The organism is Candidatus Nitrosocosmicus sp. FF01 (genome assembly GCF_047711275.1).
Classification (GTDB): domain Archaea; phylum Thermoproteota; class Nitrososphaeria; order Nitrososphaerales; family Nitrososphaeraceae; genus Nitrosocosmicus.
In genome coordinates this window covers 693,861-708,635 of record NZ_JBLNIG010000002.1, presented here as the reverse complement: position 1 = coordinate 708,635, position 14,775 = coordinate 693,861, and the positions used below count along the sequence as shown (strand labels likewise).

Annotated in this window: 18 protein-coding genes; 10 read left to right on the top strand and 8 right to left on the bottom strand. The window is 34.7% G+C overall.

The genetic code is table 11. From position 1 onward, the window contains the following. Positions 1-152: 152 nt before the first annotated feature. Positions 153-815: a PsbP-related protein gene (locus ACMT7R_RS09185; RefSeq protein WP_415311377.1), complete on the bottom strand. Its 663-nt coding sequence runs from the start codon at positions 813-815 to the stop codon at positions 153-155. A 477-nt stretch (positions 816-1,292) separates the two neighbouring features. On the opposite strand from ACMT7R_RS09185, the gene ACMT7R_RS09180 reads away from it, so the two are divergent. The 5 genes from ACMT7R_RS09180 (at position 1,293) to ACMT7R_RS09160 (ending at position 5,141) form a co-directional block, all read left to right on the top strand. Continuing rightward, positions 1,293-1,637: a hypothetical protein gene (locus tag ACMT7R_RS09180; RefSeq protein WP_415311375.1), complete on the top strand. Its 345-nt coding sequence runs from the start codon at positions 1,293-1,295 to the stop codon at positions 1,635-1,637. 172 nt (positions 1,638-1,809) lie between these two features. After that, the gene (locus ACMT7R_RS09175) at positions 1,810-2,595 is read left to right on the top strand and encodes a hypothetical protein (protein WP_415311373.1); all 786 of its coding nucleotides are present in this window, start codon (positions 1,810-1,812) and stop codon (positions 2,593-2,595) included. Between the two features lie 164 nt (positions 2,596-2,759). Continuing rightward, the gene (locus tag ACMT7R_RS09170) at positions 2,760-3,101 is read left to right on the top strand and encodes a hypothetical protein (RefSeq protein WP_415311372.1); all 342 of its coding nucleotides are present in this window, start codon (positions 2,760-2,762) and stop codon (positions 3,099-3,101) included. Between the two features lie 549 nt (positions 3,102-3,650). Next, positions 3,651-4,679 (top strand): hypothetical protein, encoded by a 1,029-nt coding sequence (locus tag ACMT7R_RS09165; protein ID WP_415311370.1) that lies wholly within the window; start codon positions 3,651-3,653, stop codon positions 4,677-4,679. A gap of 108 nt (positions 4,680-4,787) precedes the next feature. After that, positions 4,788-5,141 (top strand): response regulator, encoded by a 354-nt coding sequence (locus tag ACMT7R_RS09160; RefSeq protein WP_415311368.1) that lies wholly within the window; start codon positions 4,788-4,790, stop codon positions 5,139-5,141. A gap of 122 nt (positions 5,142-5,263) precedes the next feature. Here ACMT7R_RS09160 and ACMT7R_RS09155 read toward each other — a convergent pair whose 3' ends face one another. Then, positions 5,264-5,602 carry an ArsR/SmtB family transcription factor gene (locus ACMT7R_RS09155; protein ID WP_415311367.1) on the bottom strand — a complete coding sequence of 113 codons (339 nt, stop codon included), beginning with the start codon at positions 5,600-5,602 and terminating at the stop codon, positions 5,264-5,266. Positions 5,603-5,635: 33 nt separating this feature from the next. Here ACMT7R_RS09155 and ACMT7R_RS09150 point away from each other — a divergent pair, with 33 nt between their 5' ends. Next, a complete protein-coding gene (locus tag ACMT7R_RS09150; protein WP_415311365.1) occupies positions 5,636-6,079 on the top strand; it encodes an SRPBCC family protein in 444 nt (147 codons plus the stop codon). A gap of 181 nt (positions 6,080-6,260) precedes the next feature. Here ACMT7R_RS09150 and ACMT7R_RS09145 read toward each other — a convergent pair whose 3' ends face one another. After that, a complete protein-coding gene (locus ACMT7R_RS09145; RefSeq protein ID WP_415311363.1) occupies positions 6,261-6,803 on the bottom strand; it encodes a hypothetical protein in 543 nt (180 codons plus the stop codon). Between the two features lie 747 nt (positions 6,804-7,550). Here ACMT7R_RS09145 and ACMT7R_RS09140 point away from each other — a divergent pair. Beyond that, complete coding sequence (locus tag ACMT7R_RS09140) at positions 7,551-7,928, top strand: VOC family protein (protein ID WP_415311362.1); 378 nt, start codon at positions 7,551-7,553, stop codon at positions 7,926-7,928. A gap of 379 nt (positions 7,929-8,307) precedes the next feature. Here ACMT7R_RS09140 and ACMT7R_RS09135 read toward each other — a convergent pair whose 3' ends face one another. Further along, entirely contained in the window at positions 8,308-8,670 is a 363-nt protein-coding gene (locus ACMT7R_RS09135; RefSeq protein WP_415311361.1) for a hypothetical protein, read from the bottom strand. 320 nt (positions 8,671-8,990) lie between these two features. Further along, complete coding sequence (locus ACMT7R_RS09130; RefSeq protein WP_415311360.1) at positions 8,991-9,209, bottom strand: hypothetical protein; 219 nt, start codon at positions 9,207-9,209, stop codon at positions 8,991-8,993. Positions 9,210-9,525: 316 nt separating this feature from the next. Here ACMT7R_RS09130 and ACMT7R_RS09125 point away from each other — a divergent pair, with 316 nt between their 5' ends. The 3 genes from ACMT7R_RS09125 (at position 9,526) to ACMT7R_RS09115 (ending at position 11,454) form a co-directional block, all read left to right on the top strand. Then, positions 9,526-9,849: a hypothetical protein gene (locus ACMT7R_RS09125; RefSeq protein ID WP_415311359.1), complete on the top strand. Its 324-nt coding sequence runs from the start codon at positions 9,526-9,528 to the stop codon at positions 9,847-9,849. Positions 9,850-10,126: 277 nt separating this feature from the next. Continuing rightward, positions 10,127-10,753 (top strand): proteasome subunit beta, encoded by a 627-nt coding sequence (locus ACMT7R_RS09120; RefSeq protein ID WP_415311358.1) that lies wholly within the window; start codon positions 10,127-10,129, stop codon positions 10,751-10,753. Between the two features lie 17 nt (positions 10,754-10,770). Then, entirely contained in the window at positions 10,771-11,454 is a 684-nt protein-coding gene (locus ACMT7R_RS09115) for a proteasome subunit alpha (protein WP_415311357.1), read from the top strand. 72 nt (positions 11,455-11,526) lie between these two features. Here ACMT7R_RS09115 and ACMT7R_RS09110 read toward each other — a convergent pair whose 3' ends face one another. The 3 genes from ACMT7R_RS09110 to ACMT7R_RS09100 form a co-directional block, all read right to left on the bottom strand. Beyond that, positions 11,527-12,417 carry a winged helix-turn-helix domain-containing protein gene (locus tag ACMT7R_RS09110; protein ID WP_415311356.1) on the bottom strand — a complete coding sequence of 297 codons (891 nt, stop codon included), beginning with the start codon at positions 12,415-12,417 and terminating at the stop codon, positions 11,527-11,529. 488 nt (positions 12,418-12,905) lie between these two features. Then, the gene (locus ACMT7R_RS09105; RefSeq protein ID WP_415311355.1) at positions 12,906-13,721 is read right to left on the bottom strand and encodes an ABC transporter permease; all 816 of its coding nucleotides are present in this window, start codon (positions 13,719-13,721) and stop codon (positions 12,906-12,908) included. After that, the gene (locus tag ACMT7R_RS09100) at positions 13,718-14,752 is read right to left on the bottom strand and encodes an ATP-binding cassette domain-containing protein (protein ID WP_415311354.1); all 1,035 of its coding nucleotides are present in this window, start codon (positions 14,750-14,752) and stop codon (positions 13,718-13,720) included. Before ACMT7R_RS09100 ends, ACMT7R_RS09105 begins: the two co-directional genes overlap by 4 nt. Positions 14,753-14,775: the final 23 nt, after the last annotated feature.

Sequence of the window (14,775 nt, the reverse complement as noted above, 5' to 3'; positions counted from 1 at the left end):
ACTAACATCAACTTATGTTGAACATAGATAAGAGCTAAATGAGATCTATATCAATAAACGTACTGAATATCCTATCTTCCATTTTAGTGCATCTTAATTATAATTAACATTGTTCCTATGTTATAGTTATCTAACTCATGATCAATGCTTTCTCAGTTATCATCATCATCTTCATCAGTTTCGTTTTGATCTTCATTCTCAATATCACCATTTTGCTCGGGATTCAAAAATCTTATCGAGTTAATAATATGATTTAAAGTATCTTGACTTTCTTTAGTATCAAATTTTTCTACAGTATCCTGATATGTAAAAATATACAAGGTACCATCATTAACCAAAAGGAAACGTTCAAATCCTTTATCCGGGACGTTTTCAATTCCCTCGAGTGCAGTTAGAACAGAAACTGCTTCAATACCATCAATCATGTACTTATTTTCTTCAATTTGCCCAATTATTCGTTCTTCAGAGGGTAGAATGATATCTACAATTTCCCTAGGGCCACCGAGCTTATCGACCAATATTGTGTCCGAGTTTGACTGAGATTTCATTATACTAAAAGAGTTACTATTATTATATACTGTTACATCCGAATTCTTGGCAAATCTGTTGATTTTGTCGTTTAGTTGCCAACCGGAAGGATATTCGAAACCAACTCCCAATCGAGTGTCACTATATTTAGTATAATTGGATTGTATTTCATGTGTGATATTTGATAACACAGAAGCATGCACACTTTTAAATTGATCATATGTTACAGTAACTAGACCTAAGCAGAAAACAATACTAAGGAAAAATATTAACTTCAGATTATACATCTAATAGATATTATAGTTGTCAATTTAAATAAGCTAATGCAAGATTGTTCATAACATTTTACTGTTCTAGAAATAATAATTTTTTTTAAATACGATAATTTCTAATTAAATCTCGTTTCTTGATCTCAAAATAGTATTTCTTACTAATTATCTCAAAAGAAGGAAAAGATCTTTCCTTCTTGCCTTTATCAATTTACGATGTCATCGTATTGAGACCATCATTATTGTGATGTGATAAATGGTATTCTGCACTTTCCAAGGATCGTCAGACGGAGCTTCAATAGAATTCATCATCTTGTTATGAGGTTGTCATAGATAAATCCACACAGCATCAAATAATATTCTTACCTTGTACTGATATCTTAGTAAAAAAACATGGTTTCGCTAAAATATCCTGAATATCTTTGAGAGCCATAATTTGGCAAATTATCAAAAATTGATTACAGTAATATAGTTATTTAAACAAGGAGTATTACAATGGAATCAGATTATAAATTCAGATATGTAAATGAATACATTACAAATCTACTGGACGGAAATTTATCCCTTCAGTACGAGGACATAGACTTGAAGGGAGAGAAAAAGCCTGTTGAATATTTAGATAAGATTGAAAAGTGGCTTGAATTTCGAAATAGGACTAGAGACGAAGATCCTGATGAATTTGCAAAGTTGACTGGAGAATTATTTACACATTTATTAGCAATCAGGCTGGCAGGCGTAGTAGTGGATCATACATGTGAATATTGTGATATGACCAACCAAAGTCAAACTTCGCTTTATACAGACAACGGTGATGAAATATCGACAACACCACCCCATTGATGTCCTACAGCCATTGCAACAGAAAATGCCTTTTTTAAAAATGTTAGTTGTATCTGCGGATTTCAAAATAACTCATTAACAATTTTTATTTCTGGTTCAAGTAACAAGAACATGTAACAAAGTATTCCAATTTAACTAAATCTATATTACCCTCATTTAACTTCTAAAAAATATGCAACTTTTAAGAAAAATGTTACTTACATATGGATTGATAACAGTAATACTCATAGTCCCTGTTAACTTGAGTCATATTGAGGAAATTTTTGCACAAAGAGAACACTTCCAGTTTGGAGGTCAAGGAGGTCAGCTAGGTCAAGGAGGTCAGCTAGGTCAAGGAGGTCAGCTAGGTCAAGGAGGTCAGCTAGGTCAAGGAGGTCAGCTAGGTCAAGAAGACCGCAACAATATTCAACAATCAGGCGGAGCTGGATGTCAAACAGAGGCCAAGAATGCAGGGGCCAAGAACATGGGCGGAGATGGATGTCAAACAGAGGCCAAGAATGCAGGGGCCAAGAACATGGGCGGAGATGGATGTCAAACAGAGGCCAAGAATACGATAGGTACTGAATGTAGAATAGGCTCAACCGATATAACCAATACTCAAGACAGTACTAATAACGTAGTAGTAACTAATCCCGCATCATCCTCAGATTCATCATCCTCAGATTCATCATCCTCAGATTCATCATCCTCAGATTCATCATTAGAAGGGAAAACCTATATCATTCATGGTCAAACAACAAATTCAGGCGGTAGTCCTTATTCATCAACGGCCTCATGTCATAGCAACGATTCTATTCTAGGTGGCGGTTACATATACAAAATAATTGAAGGAAATGTGATTGCTATCTCGGCCATTCCCGATAGCGTGTCATCGTTTACAACTACGATTGAATCAGATTCGAACTCAGATTCTTCACTATCCGTACAAAGTTATGCGATCTGCTATGACAATCCTTAATTTTTTTGCTAAGTAGAAAGCAACGATTTCCATATTAACCCGAGCAAACGTATGAATATCACAGTTATTTTATAGCCTCTTAAATCAAGATTTGGACACTAGTATTATAGCCATTAATTAAATAGATAAATTATTTAACAATCGTATGAAGTACCCATAATCTAATGGAAAAGTTCCAGAAATTGGCATTGATACTTTCTGTTCCTATCATAATTGGAACCGCAGTAATAATAGGATTTATTGCACCTTCTGCATATCTCGATTTGTGCAAAATTAAAGTCAACGAAATATCGAACCAAATCTATATCATGGAAGGCGGAAAAGAAGAATTCCTTAGATCATTGAACCAAGGAAATCTGTCAAATGAAGTTCAGAAAGAACTTCGAAACTTGGATTCTGTTATTGCACAATGTCCAGAATTAGGATCATCTGCTATCAACGACTCACAATTTGCCCTTTCTGAAAAATGGAATAATAATAATAGTAATTTGGTAATTCAGGTTTAGATTTTCCAGTATGTTCACTAATTGGCAAACTAGTCAACGCATTTATACATTTATACCCGGAAAAAACAACAAATAAGCCCCAAAACGTGTCATCCTTCATAGCAATAATTTACTCTAGTTAAATTCGCTAAAAGATTCTTCCGTGAACAAGCCACTTGAACAAGAATTTGAGATAATGTCCTTCATCTATCAATTGGTTGAAATAAGATTATTTGAATGATATTACGTATTGAAACACTTGAAAATGTTCTTATCGCAATAATGTTTACTTGTAGTTGTTAGATAACACATTATAAAATAATAAGGTCGAATGCTAATTGGAGAATATCAGCATTGTTGGTAAGGATTATCTCTCATCATCATTAACCATAACCAGCAACCATCATAATTTGACTAGACATATAATTTATTGCGAATTTTAGGAAATTGGATGAAACAATTTGGTCTGTATGATGAAGGTAAAGAATCCAACATACAATCAAACTATATTGAATATAAATATATTGTTAATCGAAGTATTATTATAAGATTCGACCTATATTTAGTCATGTGAAGAAGAAATTTACACTTACTTCTTTTCGATTATTATGCGTATTATCTATTACGGTTGTAATTATTTGTATTAATTTGGATGCCAAAGCGTCTACTCATCAATTAGCTTTTGCTCACAACTTCCCATCGAATAATTACGCTAAATTAATTGCATCTATGGATCAATTTCAAACGGAATCAAATCTGGTCAAAGGTAATCTGATAGCCAATGATACGACAATGGCACTAAAACATGCAAACGAAGCAAACAGCATCTTTTATTGGGACCTGTTAGTCGAAATCGTGAAACAAGATAAACAAGTTGGTGATGATCTTAAAGTAGCGGTAGGAGAGTTAAGAAATCTTACATCTTTGTATGCAAACGGTAGTATGAACACGACTGCTGTAGAAAAGCAAAAAGCACTTCAAAGAGTGGATGAAATAACTAAAAATATTAACAATAACATCGAAAAGATTATTTCAAATACTGCAACTTTAAAACAATCCGAGGAATCCAACTTTATGAATGTAGTGACAGGATTTTTTTCTAATTTAATTAGTGGGAACCAGGGTACCAATAGTGGCAATGATGGATTTATTCATCCAATAAGGTTTGCCGAATTGTTAGATAGCGTACTTAGAAATTATGGAGACGCTTTTGCCGTCAATTTTGACATGACAGACATGACTAACATGGCAATGAATAACAATAACTCTAGCACAATGGATCACAGCATGATGAATATGTCTAATAGGAATTCTCAAGATGAAGGTAACAATGAACACATAAAAAACATGGCAAACTATCAAAGCGCAAATGGGTCTGCACATAAACTGCTCGATATATTTAATGAGGAATTACAGCCAATAATAACATCAAAAAATGATTCCTCCAATCTAAGTAGCAATCTTGAAAATGGAATTGCAAATCTTATAAATTCAATTGAAAATAGAGCTGCACCTACAGAGATAATGACCATAGTTCATTCACAGATTCATCCTAGTTTAGTTGAAGCATTCGATTTACAAATTCTTTCCACATCGTAAATTATGACTTTATCTTCATGAATCTGGTCAACACCGTCGCGTTTCGTATCCGTAAATGATTGCTTTTGCTATTAGATAAGGTTAAATAATCTTGGGAAAAATAAATTCATGATGCCATCTGCTTGCTCGATTATGGTAGTAGATGATGAAGGTGAGCTGGCTACATTGTTCAAGACATTTTTAGACCAGGAGGGTCATATTGCTTTTTCGTTTACCGATCCCACTTTAGCTTTAGAATATTTTAAACAGACGCCAGATAAACACTCTCTAATCATTACTGATTTAAGAATGCCTAGTCTATCTGGTTTGCAACTCGCAAGAAAAATAAGAGAATTGAATACGAATGTAAAGATATTCTTAATGACAGCATTCGAAACTAAGGATTTAGAGAACCAACCTGAATACAAGGATGCAAGAATTGACAGGTCTGATTCAAAAACCTATTCGGTTTTCCGATCTTAGGCTATTAGTAAATGAAGCATTGAAGTTGTAACAACAGCATTTTGGACTTGTGTGAAACGAGAGGCACTCGAATTCATAAAGTTTGCATAATAACCCAAAAATTTTCATATTGTTTCTTGGAGTTATTCCAAATCTTTTTTCATTTTGGAAAGTACATCTAGAGCCTCGAATGAATATTTGCGTATCCACCGGTCATGAATTTCTTTTATTGGAAGAAGATTAATGTAATTCCATCTATGCTTTCCCTGATGTTTAATGATAATCAGGTCGGCTTTTTCTAACACGTCTAAATGCTGCATTACGGTACACCGATCAAGTTCACTTAATAAACTACACAGCTGAGATGTGGTCTTTGGATTATCCTTGATCGAATCCAGGATTGCACGTCGAGTAGAATTACCTAGTGCCTTTAGAATGTGATCATACTCACTCTCAGTGTACATGTTATATTTATATAACATTTACTACTAATAACCTTATAAGAGTGTATAAGTATGGTTTTAAAATTCACCGTACAGGCAAAAATAAAAAAACCAATTGATGAAGTCTTTGACGCCGTTTATAATCCAAAGAAACTAAGTAAATATTTCACTACTGGTGGTTCTAGTGGATCCTTAGACGAAGGAAATGAAGTAATGTGGGATTTTCATGACTATCCGGGATCTTTCCCAATCTATGTTATTCGATCAATAAAAAACCAAAAGATAGAATTTGAGTGGGCCAGTGCAGTAGAAACTAACAGATTGAGAGTTGAGATCACTTTTGAAAGTATAGGAGAAGACTCTACATTGATAAAAATTTCAGAGTCAGGATGGACAAGTACCGATCAAGCTTCACTGGACGAATCCTATAGTAATTGTCAAGGTTGGACACAAATGCTTTGTAGTTTAAAGACATATCTAGAATATGACAAAAACTTGAGAGAATTCTATTACTGAAATTCAACCTTTTTGTTCGTTTTCCAATGAATTCATAGGAAAGGTCTCGGAAATGAGACTAGAGACTAGTCCTCGTATTAGTATGTAAATAACACATTAGTTTGACCCATACAAATATCAAGATTTGATAAGAATATCCGTTATTCAGTGACAAAAAATAAGAATGAATTGTAGTCGTTATTTAGCTGCAAAGATCTGGAATTTCTACACAGATAAGGTGTTGAGTTCCGTAGATGGGTGTAGATCCAAAGTGATCATTAGTCATGTTGCCATCAACACTAATCACTATTGCACTGTTATCCAGCAGGCTTATTTGAGTCGGCACATTTGCAACGGGTCCATCTTTTAATGTCACTGTAGTAGTTCCGTTAAAGATTGTAGAGTTTGAATTACTATCAACAACCGGGTCTCCCGTTAGTTTCAAATCATATATTGAATGAGTATGCTCAGCTGATCCATCAATCTTAGTCATATAAAATGTGGTATTCAAAGCTGGAGATGAAGAATTGAAATCAGTGAATTTGTACACTCCTCCCAATATCCAAGCAGGTTCTGTAGTATTCCCATTATTTGATGTACTAGTAATAGAACCCTTTAAGACATTCAAATCTGGATTTGATGGATTTTGAGCAAAGACCTGATTCAAATTGATTGCTGCGATCATAGATACAGATACTGTTATCAAAAAAATGCTCTGGAGCATTCTAGTATTTATTTTAATCATTATGATTTATCGAAAAACATAGTATTTAAATCAAATCCAAGTGCGGACATCTAGTGTAACAATGGTTAAAGATCAAGTAACCTTTCATATTTACTGACTTGGCGGATTTGAGAGAAAATTTATAACCACGAACTTTTAGAAAGGAGGTTTCTCCGATCCTTAAAATCAGAACTTATATGCCCATTATGTAGAGAGATGCTTTGAATCTATCAAATGATGTTACCTAATATCATATTAATGAAATCAATAGTTTTATCAGTAATTATTGGATCAGTTCCAATCTATGTTGGTGGTGTGGCCAATAGTTAGACATTTCTTACCTTTGCCCAATTTTATCGAATGATTCAAACTTGACTTATCAGAATAATCCGACTCGTACACTAAGTAAAATTCCGAACAAGACTGTTGCAGAAAGCCACTCCAGTATAGAGTCATCCAAAAAATTTTGCTGCACCTATGCTAACCAAATAGCGATAAACAGAAATGTCAACATCAATGCAAATTCATTGGAGACCCAACCTGTTGTGAGGAAATCATTTGGATAAGAGTGGAACCTAACTATTTTGATCTCATTTATGGAATCTGAATAATCGGATATACTTTTATTCCCTTATTTACTTTTATACGATGTATTTTCATAACTGTTATGTTTGGTTCAGAAATAAATTCAGAAAAAATAAATGAAAGAATGTCATTCCCAGTAAGCCAAATTACAGGATTTTTGTTATATCAAGGAGTAAATCAGATATGTTAGGTGAGAAGACATCTTCAGCAAATATCGCTGTAAAAGATTTGAAAATTGCAAAAAACTTTTATGAAAATACTCTGGGTTTAAAAAGAATAGATACGTTTGAAGACGAGGTGATAGTATATAAAAGTGGCAATTCGTCAATTGTTGTATATAGATCTGAATTTGCCGGAACTAATAAATCGACATGTGTTACTTGGGCAGTAGGAGATGATATTGAAAATATTGTCTCAGATCTTAAGAATAAAGGAGTCAGATTTGAACATTATGATATACCCAATACTACATTAAACGGGGATATACATATTGATGGTAGTATGAAGGTTGTATGGTTTAAAGATCCCGATGGCAATATTCTAAATCTTATAAATCAGTAAAGTATTTGATAATGGCATAAATTACAGAAATTCAAAACCTATAAAAGCGCTAAATGTGGAAGCGATGAAGAGTAGGGGAACGACAGGCGTTATCTCCACAACGTGCACACATTGGTTGACATCCTGCTTCTGTTCCAGATTCTGTTCTTCTTATTAAAAACATTAGTCAATATGTACAACAAATCAAAGGCATGATAACTTTGTAATTTGCCCGACTCGACATCATACAAACTAAATGGAAATGGCTTATGCATATAAGAAAGGTGTTCACGTTTACAAGAATTTAAGCGGCGGGTATAAACAAAAAGATTTAATAATAATAAAGGGTAGGTCCAATCACGGAATCAACCCTATAAATAGAAAAAATGATTTCTTGATATTAGTTGTTTGACTCCTCATCAGTATTTGAAGTTGCATCGTCGTCATCATTGTTGTTACTGCTACTGCTACTGCTATCTCCGATGCCATCAGCTGATGCAACTGAATTGGCATTTGCCTCTGGGTCATAAATAGGTCTAAAGCAGTCTCTAATTTCATCTTCGCTTGCAAATCCCTTGTCGCCCTCTGATTGAGCCAGGCAATTCACAAATTCCTCGTAATCACTAGACCCTGAAGTATCATCTTCTTCATCATCGCCTGATTGAGCATATACAGATACATTCATCAAACTAGGAGATGAGGCTGCCAGTATGAATGCTATTGCTATAACAAAACTGATAGATATTATACTATTTTTATTCATTTTAGCTACTTAATTAACATCATATATAAAACACCTAGTATAATTATTCAAAAACATTAATTGTATTTATATAAATCAACCTTGGAAATGACCCTTAGAAAAGAACCTGTCTTTCAAAGTTATTCAAATAAGCAAAATATTTTTATCCGCGATATATGCAAATTCAACTAGATAAAATCGATAATAGGATTTAGATTTTATTATTTTACCGCAATTATTAAGAGCCAGTGGTTTTACAATAGGTAAAAGTCAAATAACTATATTGTTCTATTCAATTTTCTATTAAATATCCAAAAAATAGTAGTTAAATGGATTATAGATTAGCCAGTCATATTTGTGGCAGATGTATCATTACCCATCACTGAATTTCCATCCAATCCCATACCTGTGTCTGTTAATTCGGTTGTGTTTGTAACAGGAGCATGTTCAGAAGTATTCATTGTCATATTGTCTTGTGCCATGGCCGGCGTTCCTACACCAACCAATAAAACGGATGCAGCAAATGCGCTTACGATTACGAATAGTAGAATATTATTCATTATGCAAAAATAATTAACAAGATTTACAACATTCTACTACTGATGCCTATTCTAAAACAAACTAAATTAGATAAATTTAGATCCAGGTGACTAAATTCAGCATGAGCAAATATCAGAAATTTTTTAAAACAATGTGGATTGTAAACTGATTTGATTAACTGTCCAGAAATTAGCATTAATTTTATCTTAGAATTGAATGATATGTATGTATACTTTATTCTTTGGCATCAAGAATCAATATTCAATTCAAGGTTTCAGATTTATTCTAGAAATCGTAATTTTCTTTAAATATAACTTTGTTAGTAATAAATTTGCAATGAAAACAATCACTTACTTTGGTTTTGCATTGATATCGATGCTGTTTGTAGGATTTGGAGCATCTTTTGAAAATTTGAAAAATTACGAAGCTTCAGCTCAATCCAGCAGTAGTAGTAGTAGTAGTAGTAACGAAGAAAATACACGAGTATTAGAACAATTGGTAACAAATTTAACTCAAGCACAGAATACTGTTTCAAACAATAACTCAGAATTGGCTACGACCCAATTAACTGCTATTATCGGAGAGTTATCTGACATAATTGGAAAAATTACCACTAATAACGATGGTCAATATCTTGATACCCACACTCATTATCATTAACCACCATGGACACGCCCATACTGTAACCCATACTCATCCACATCATGCAGACCATCACAGTCACCACGAGAGCTGGACAGAAAAGCACCATATCTTTCGATCCCAGTCACTGTAAGCCAGGATTAATGTGCTAATTTTCCTGGTCAATGAAACCTTTTTTATTCTAATCGATTTCAAAACAGATAATTTGTTTTTATATAGTATTTTGGCAATAGATTAAACACATACTTTATTTCTGCTATTATTCATTTTCATATGTGACCAAGTTTCCCCAAAGTTGGTCAATAAATTTGAGCACTTGTATAATATAAGTAACAATATGACAACCATTATCGGGATAAAAACAACTGAGGGAGTTGTACTTGCATCGGATAAAAGAGCTAGCAAGGGTTTTTTTATTGGATCAAAAATAGTGCAAAAAATTTCTAAAATAGACGATACGCTTGCAATAGCAATAGCTGGTCAGTTATCGGATGCAGAACATTTGATCAAAGTGGCTGCAGCAGAGAGAAAATTATTGGAACTGAGAAGAGGGTTTCCACTGAGTGTTAAAGAGTCATCTAGATTGATTGCAAATCTAGCTTATTCGGGGCTTCGCAGTTATCAGCCATATTATGTAGAATTATTAGTGGCTGGAGTGGATTCCAGTGGACCGCAAGTAAATGTCGCAGATATGAGTGGAGCAATAACAAACGAGGATTTCGCGGCATCAGGATCAGGTGCTCCAATTGCATATGGAGTACTTGAAAGCCTATATGATAAGAATATTACAAATGATGAAGCAAAAGAGGTTGCAAGAAAGGCAGTTTCCGCATCAATGGAGCGTGATCCGGGCTCAGGTAACGGCATTGATATTCTAGTGATTCCAAAACTAGTAACTGTTGGTGGCCAAGCAATAGCATAGGAGAGGAATGACAAGACATGACAGAAGACAGTAATTCATCTGGTTCCCAATATGGTTCAGGAAATAGCGGCAGGTATCCATATTATTATGGGCAAGGAGGCAGGCTAGTACTAGTTGATAGCGCTCTAGAGGCAGTCAATAGAGGTTCCACCACTATTGGTATAAAAACTCCAGAATTTGCGTTAATAACAAGCCACATTAAACCAACGTTACCTCTTGTAGATCCAAATGAAAAAATATTTTTTATCGACAAACATATTGGAGCAACAGGTGCAGGTTACATAGCAGATATAGAGCAATTGATAGAAGAAATTAGATTGCAAGCACAAAAGCATAGATTATCCTATGAAAGTCCAATAGATATAAAGTCAATAGCCAAGCATCTTAGCACATACCTGCATAATTACACAATTTATGCAGTAAGACCCCAAGCTGCTTCTATAATAATTGCGGGTAAAGACGTCACTGGAATTCAATTATATCAGATCGATCCCAGTGGTACCTACCTGAAAGGAAATGGATTTGCAATAGGTCATGCATCTGATACTGCGATAGAGGTACTTCAAAAGGAATACAGCAATGATATCACAATTGATAAAGCTTTAGAACTTGCAAAACAGGCAATTGAAAAGGCTATCGGTGAAAAACCTAGAGTGGAATCAGGAATAGTTACAAAAGAAGGATTTTCAAAATTGAGTTGAATAGTGTTAGCCTATTAAGTAACCTATCTATAATTTTGGATCGAAAATAAAAAATTAATAAAAAAGAATTGACTACTTTCCTTTTTTCACCCTATATTTTATATCGTCCATAAGTACTTGATGATAGGTCTCTTTATTGTTAGGATTTTCCGTCAGATCACTTTTAAATCCTTTTAGTATTTCACCAATAAGTTTATTTGAGTAAGACATTGCTTCAATCTTTTCACTTTTAGTTTCTGCGTCCGACTCTACTATAATATATTCTGATACGATTGTTACATTGATCCTGAATAAGTCCCCATCTGAGTATTTATTTCGTACTACCCATTCAAGCCTGTATCCAGTATCCTTCCTGACAAGCCCTAACCATCTTAAATTTCCAAACCACTTGCGAGATATACTATTTACTAGCTGTTCAACATTTACTTTAATAGGGATATGCATTTGTAGTAATTGGTTGAATTTTCTTTGTTTTTTTGACTTGTTTGTATCTTCTAATGCGATCTCCTCCTCGTCAAATAGATTGACTGTTGAATTTTCAATCAAAGAGAGAATTGATGACGCCGTCATTTGATTTAGACTATATCCAGCCGGTGATTTCTCTATGAAATCCAGCTCCACCAGTCGGCGCAATGATCTCGCAAGAGTTTGTTGATGAACATTTAACTTTCTTTCCAATGCTTTAAAAGAATAGGTTGACCACGGCTGTTCAGTCAATAACCACAGAATTTTCCTATCAAGACTATGAAGATCCTTGATGGATAAAACATAATCATCTCGAGTATAACTATCCTTAATTAATCGAGAGTTTAAGTTTTGAGAATCATCTCTTGCAATTGTCGATTGTATCTGATTAGTTTTGCCAAGAATTGCATCGCGGATTGAAATAACATTTGATATCATTGGAATTGTATCTTCAATAGTAACAAAATGTTCCGGTACGAGTAAGGTAAGAGATTGCATACTATAATTCAGTCCTTGCCTCATAAATCGGAGGGGTATCTACCAGAGAAAACTCAGAAGACCTTCTATCAATCATCGTGATGTCCTTTTTGCGAAATACTTTCTCCAATTTCACACTATATAAGCAACAAATCCTTTTAAAAACTTTGGTTAGGATCTTGATTTGAAATAACCAAAGAGTAGAGTAGAGTCATACATATACATACACGCTCATTCTCCCTCTCTGTCTCGCTGGATAGTATCTATATTCCTACCATTGAAAGATTAAATCTAAGCTGTTTATCCATACAATAGCTGTGTTAGATATGTCAAAACAAATAGGAACTATAACGATCAATATATTATATAGTAATAGGTTTATGGATAGATATTTACCAAGTTGATTCATGATAGAGTCGACGAGAATTGGATGGATAATTAATCTGATCAACATCCAAAAGATACAGGATCCTTGGCTACTGGTAGATATCGAAATTAAATCCCCATACTCATCTGAGTGTCTGACGCTTAAAAAGCCAGGATGCAGTAGGTACAGTTACTACAATTATACCTATACACCAGGCAAATGCAAGCCATCCAGAATCTCCCACAGGGGTGCCCACTAGCCATGAACGAATTGCCTCTATAACGTGAGTAAGTGGTTGGTTTTCAGCAAACAATCTAAGCGCATAAGGCATTGTTTCGGTGGGAACAAAAGCACTACTAACAAAGGTCAGAGGAAAAATAACTATAAAACCTGTCCACTGGGCTGCTTCTATACTCTTTACTATTAACCCCATAACTGCTGATATCCATGAAATGGCCAGTGAAAAGAGGGCGGCCAAGATAAAAATTAGTATCCAATCAATAACACCTGCAACTGGTTCAAATCCAACTAAAAAACTCACCCCGATTACGATTAATCCAGTCATCATGTTTCTGACAAGGTCAGCACCTACGTGACCTATTAATAGTGCCGATCTCGATATTGGAAGGGATTTGAACCTGTTAACTATGCCTCTTTGTAAATCTATAGCCAAATTCATTGTCGTATAATTAGCTCCAAAGGCAAGCATTTGAACAAAGATACCAGCTACTAAAAAATTGACATAGCTTATACTTCCTGTATCTATTGCACCTCCAAAAACATATCTAAATAGCAAAAAAAACATAATTGGAAAGAGAGCCACTGAGAAAAGCTGATCCAAATTTCTTGTAATGTGTCTAATACTGCGTTTTGCCAATACCCAAGAGTCGCTAATTAGCCAGAACAATCTTGAATGTGATTCTGGTTTGACATCATTATTTATGAAACGTGTTGTCAATGAATCATCACCCCGTCTTCCTTGCTGCCGGCATCCTCAGTGTTTGTCATATGACCAGTCAAAGTAAGGAAAACGTCATCCATAGTCGGACTATGGAATGAAATATTTTCGACTTCAATTTTAGCTTCATCTAATTGACTAAGAACCTGTTTTAATTGATGTACTCCGCCCTTGGTTGCAAAACTAAGTTTTTTGGAAGATTTCTCAATACGTAGATTTTCCTCCTGAATTATAGTAGCAGCACGTTCAAAATCTTCTTCATTTATAACTGTTATTTCCAATCTCTCAGAGCCTACTAGTAATTTTAGCTCTTCTGAAGTTCCTTCTGCTATAATCTTTCCTCCATTCATCACTATAATCTTATTTGCCAAATGATCGGCTTCGTCCATATCCTGGGTCGTAAGAAGCACTGTTGTTCCACCAGACACAAGATGTTTAACTATATCCCACATTATCAACCGGCTTTGTGGATCAAGACCGGTAGTAGGTTCGTCCAGAAAGAGAATCGGAGGAGAAGCAATCAAGCTGACGGCCAAGTCCAGACGACGACGCATTCCTCCCGAATATGTCTTTACAGCCCGGTTAGATGCATGTACCAAATCAAATAATTCTAGTAACTCATCAGTTCTGCGACCAATATCTTTGTGACTTAATCGATAAAGCCTACCAATCATTTGTAGATTTTCCCTAGCGGTCAGATATTCGTCGAGTGCGGCATATTGCCCAGTTAATCCAATTAAACTTCTGACCTTATTTACTTGTTTCACTACATCAAAATTGTTGATCTTAATGCTACCGCTGTCTGGTAGTAACAACGTGCTGAGAATATGAACCGTAGTAGTTTTTCCCGCACCGTTTGGTCCCAAAAGGGCCAGAACGGTCCCTTTTTGAATATCAAAATCAATGCCATCGAGGACTGTCACATTTTTAAATGATTTTCTTAAACCCTTTACAGATACAGCGACATCATCAGCTCCAGTGGTACCCGATAACATTTGCTCGTTAACATCCTTCTTAGATTTGTTATTCATTTTTCCAAACCGTGTAATCAAAT

What these genes read in the sequence shown, in the direction of transcription:
- ACMT7R_RS09185 (WP_415311377.1), bottom strand. Translation starts at nt 815, where the DNA reads ATGTATAATCTGAAGTTAATATTTTTCCTTAGTATTGTTTTCTGCTTA.
- ACMT7R_RS09180 (WP_415311375.1), top strand. Translation starts at nt 1,293, where the DNA reads ATGGAATCAGATTATAAATTCAGATATGTAAATGAATACATTACAAAT.
- ACMT7R_RS09175 (WP_415311373.1), top strand. Translation starts at nt 1,810, where the DNA reads ATGCAACTTTTAAGAAAAATGTTACTTACATATGGATTGATAACAGTA.
- ACMT7R_RS09170 (WP_415311372.1), top strand. Translation starts at nt 2,760, where the DNA reads ATGGAAAAGTTCCAGAAATTGGCATTGATACTTTCTGTTCCTATCATA.
- ACMT7R_RS09160 (WP_415311368.1), top strand. Translation starts at nt 4,788, where the DNA reads ATGATGCCATCTGCTTGCTCGATTATGGTAGTAGATGATGAAGGTGAG.
- ACMT7R_RS09155 (WP_415311367.1), bottom strand. Translation starts at nt 5,602, where the DNA reads ATGTTATATAAATATAACATGTACACTGAGAGTGAGTATGATCACATT.
- ACMT7R_RS09150 (WP_415311365.1), top strand. Translation starts at nt 5,636, where the DNA reads ATGGTTTTAAAATTCACCGTACAGGCAAAAATAAAAAAACCAATTGAT.
- ACMT7R_RS09145 (WP_415311363.1), bottom strand. Translation starts at nt 6,803, where the DNA reads ATGATTAAAATAAATACTAGAATGCTCCAGAGCATTTTTTTGATAACA.
- ACMT7R_RS09140 (WP_415311362.1), top strand. Translation starts at nt 7,551, where the DNA reads ATGTTAGGTGAGAAGACATCTTCAGCAAATATCGCTGTAAAAGATTTG.
- ACMT7R_RS09135 (WP_415311361.1), bottom strand. Translation starts at nt 8,670, where the DNA reads ATGAATAAAAATAGTATAATATCTATCAGTTTTGTTATAGCAATAGCA.
- ACMT7R_RS09130 (WP_415311360.1), bottom strand. Translation starts at nt 9,209, where the DNA reads ATGAATAATATTCTACTATTCGTAATCGTAAGCGCATTTGCTGCATCC.
- ACMT7R_RS09125 (WP_415311359.1), top strand. Translation starts at nt 9,526, where the DNA reads ATGAAAACAATCACTTACTTTGGTTTTGCATTGATATCGATGCTGTTT.
- ACMT7R_RS09115 (WP_415311357.1), top strand. Translation starts at nt 10,771, where the DNA reads ATGACAGAAGACAGTAATTCATCTGGTTCCCAATATGGTTCAGGAAAT.
- ACMT7R_RS09110 (WP_415311356.1), bottom strand. Translation starts at nt 12,417, where the DNA reads ATGCAATCTCTTACCTTACTCGTACCGGAACATTTTGTTACTATTGAA.
- ACMT7R_RS09100 (WP_415311354.1), bottom strand. Translation starts at nt 14,752, where the DNA reads ATGAATAACAAATCTAAGAAGGATGTTAACGAGCAAATGTTATCGGGT.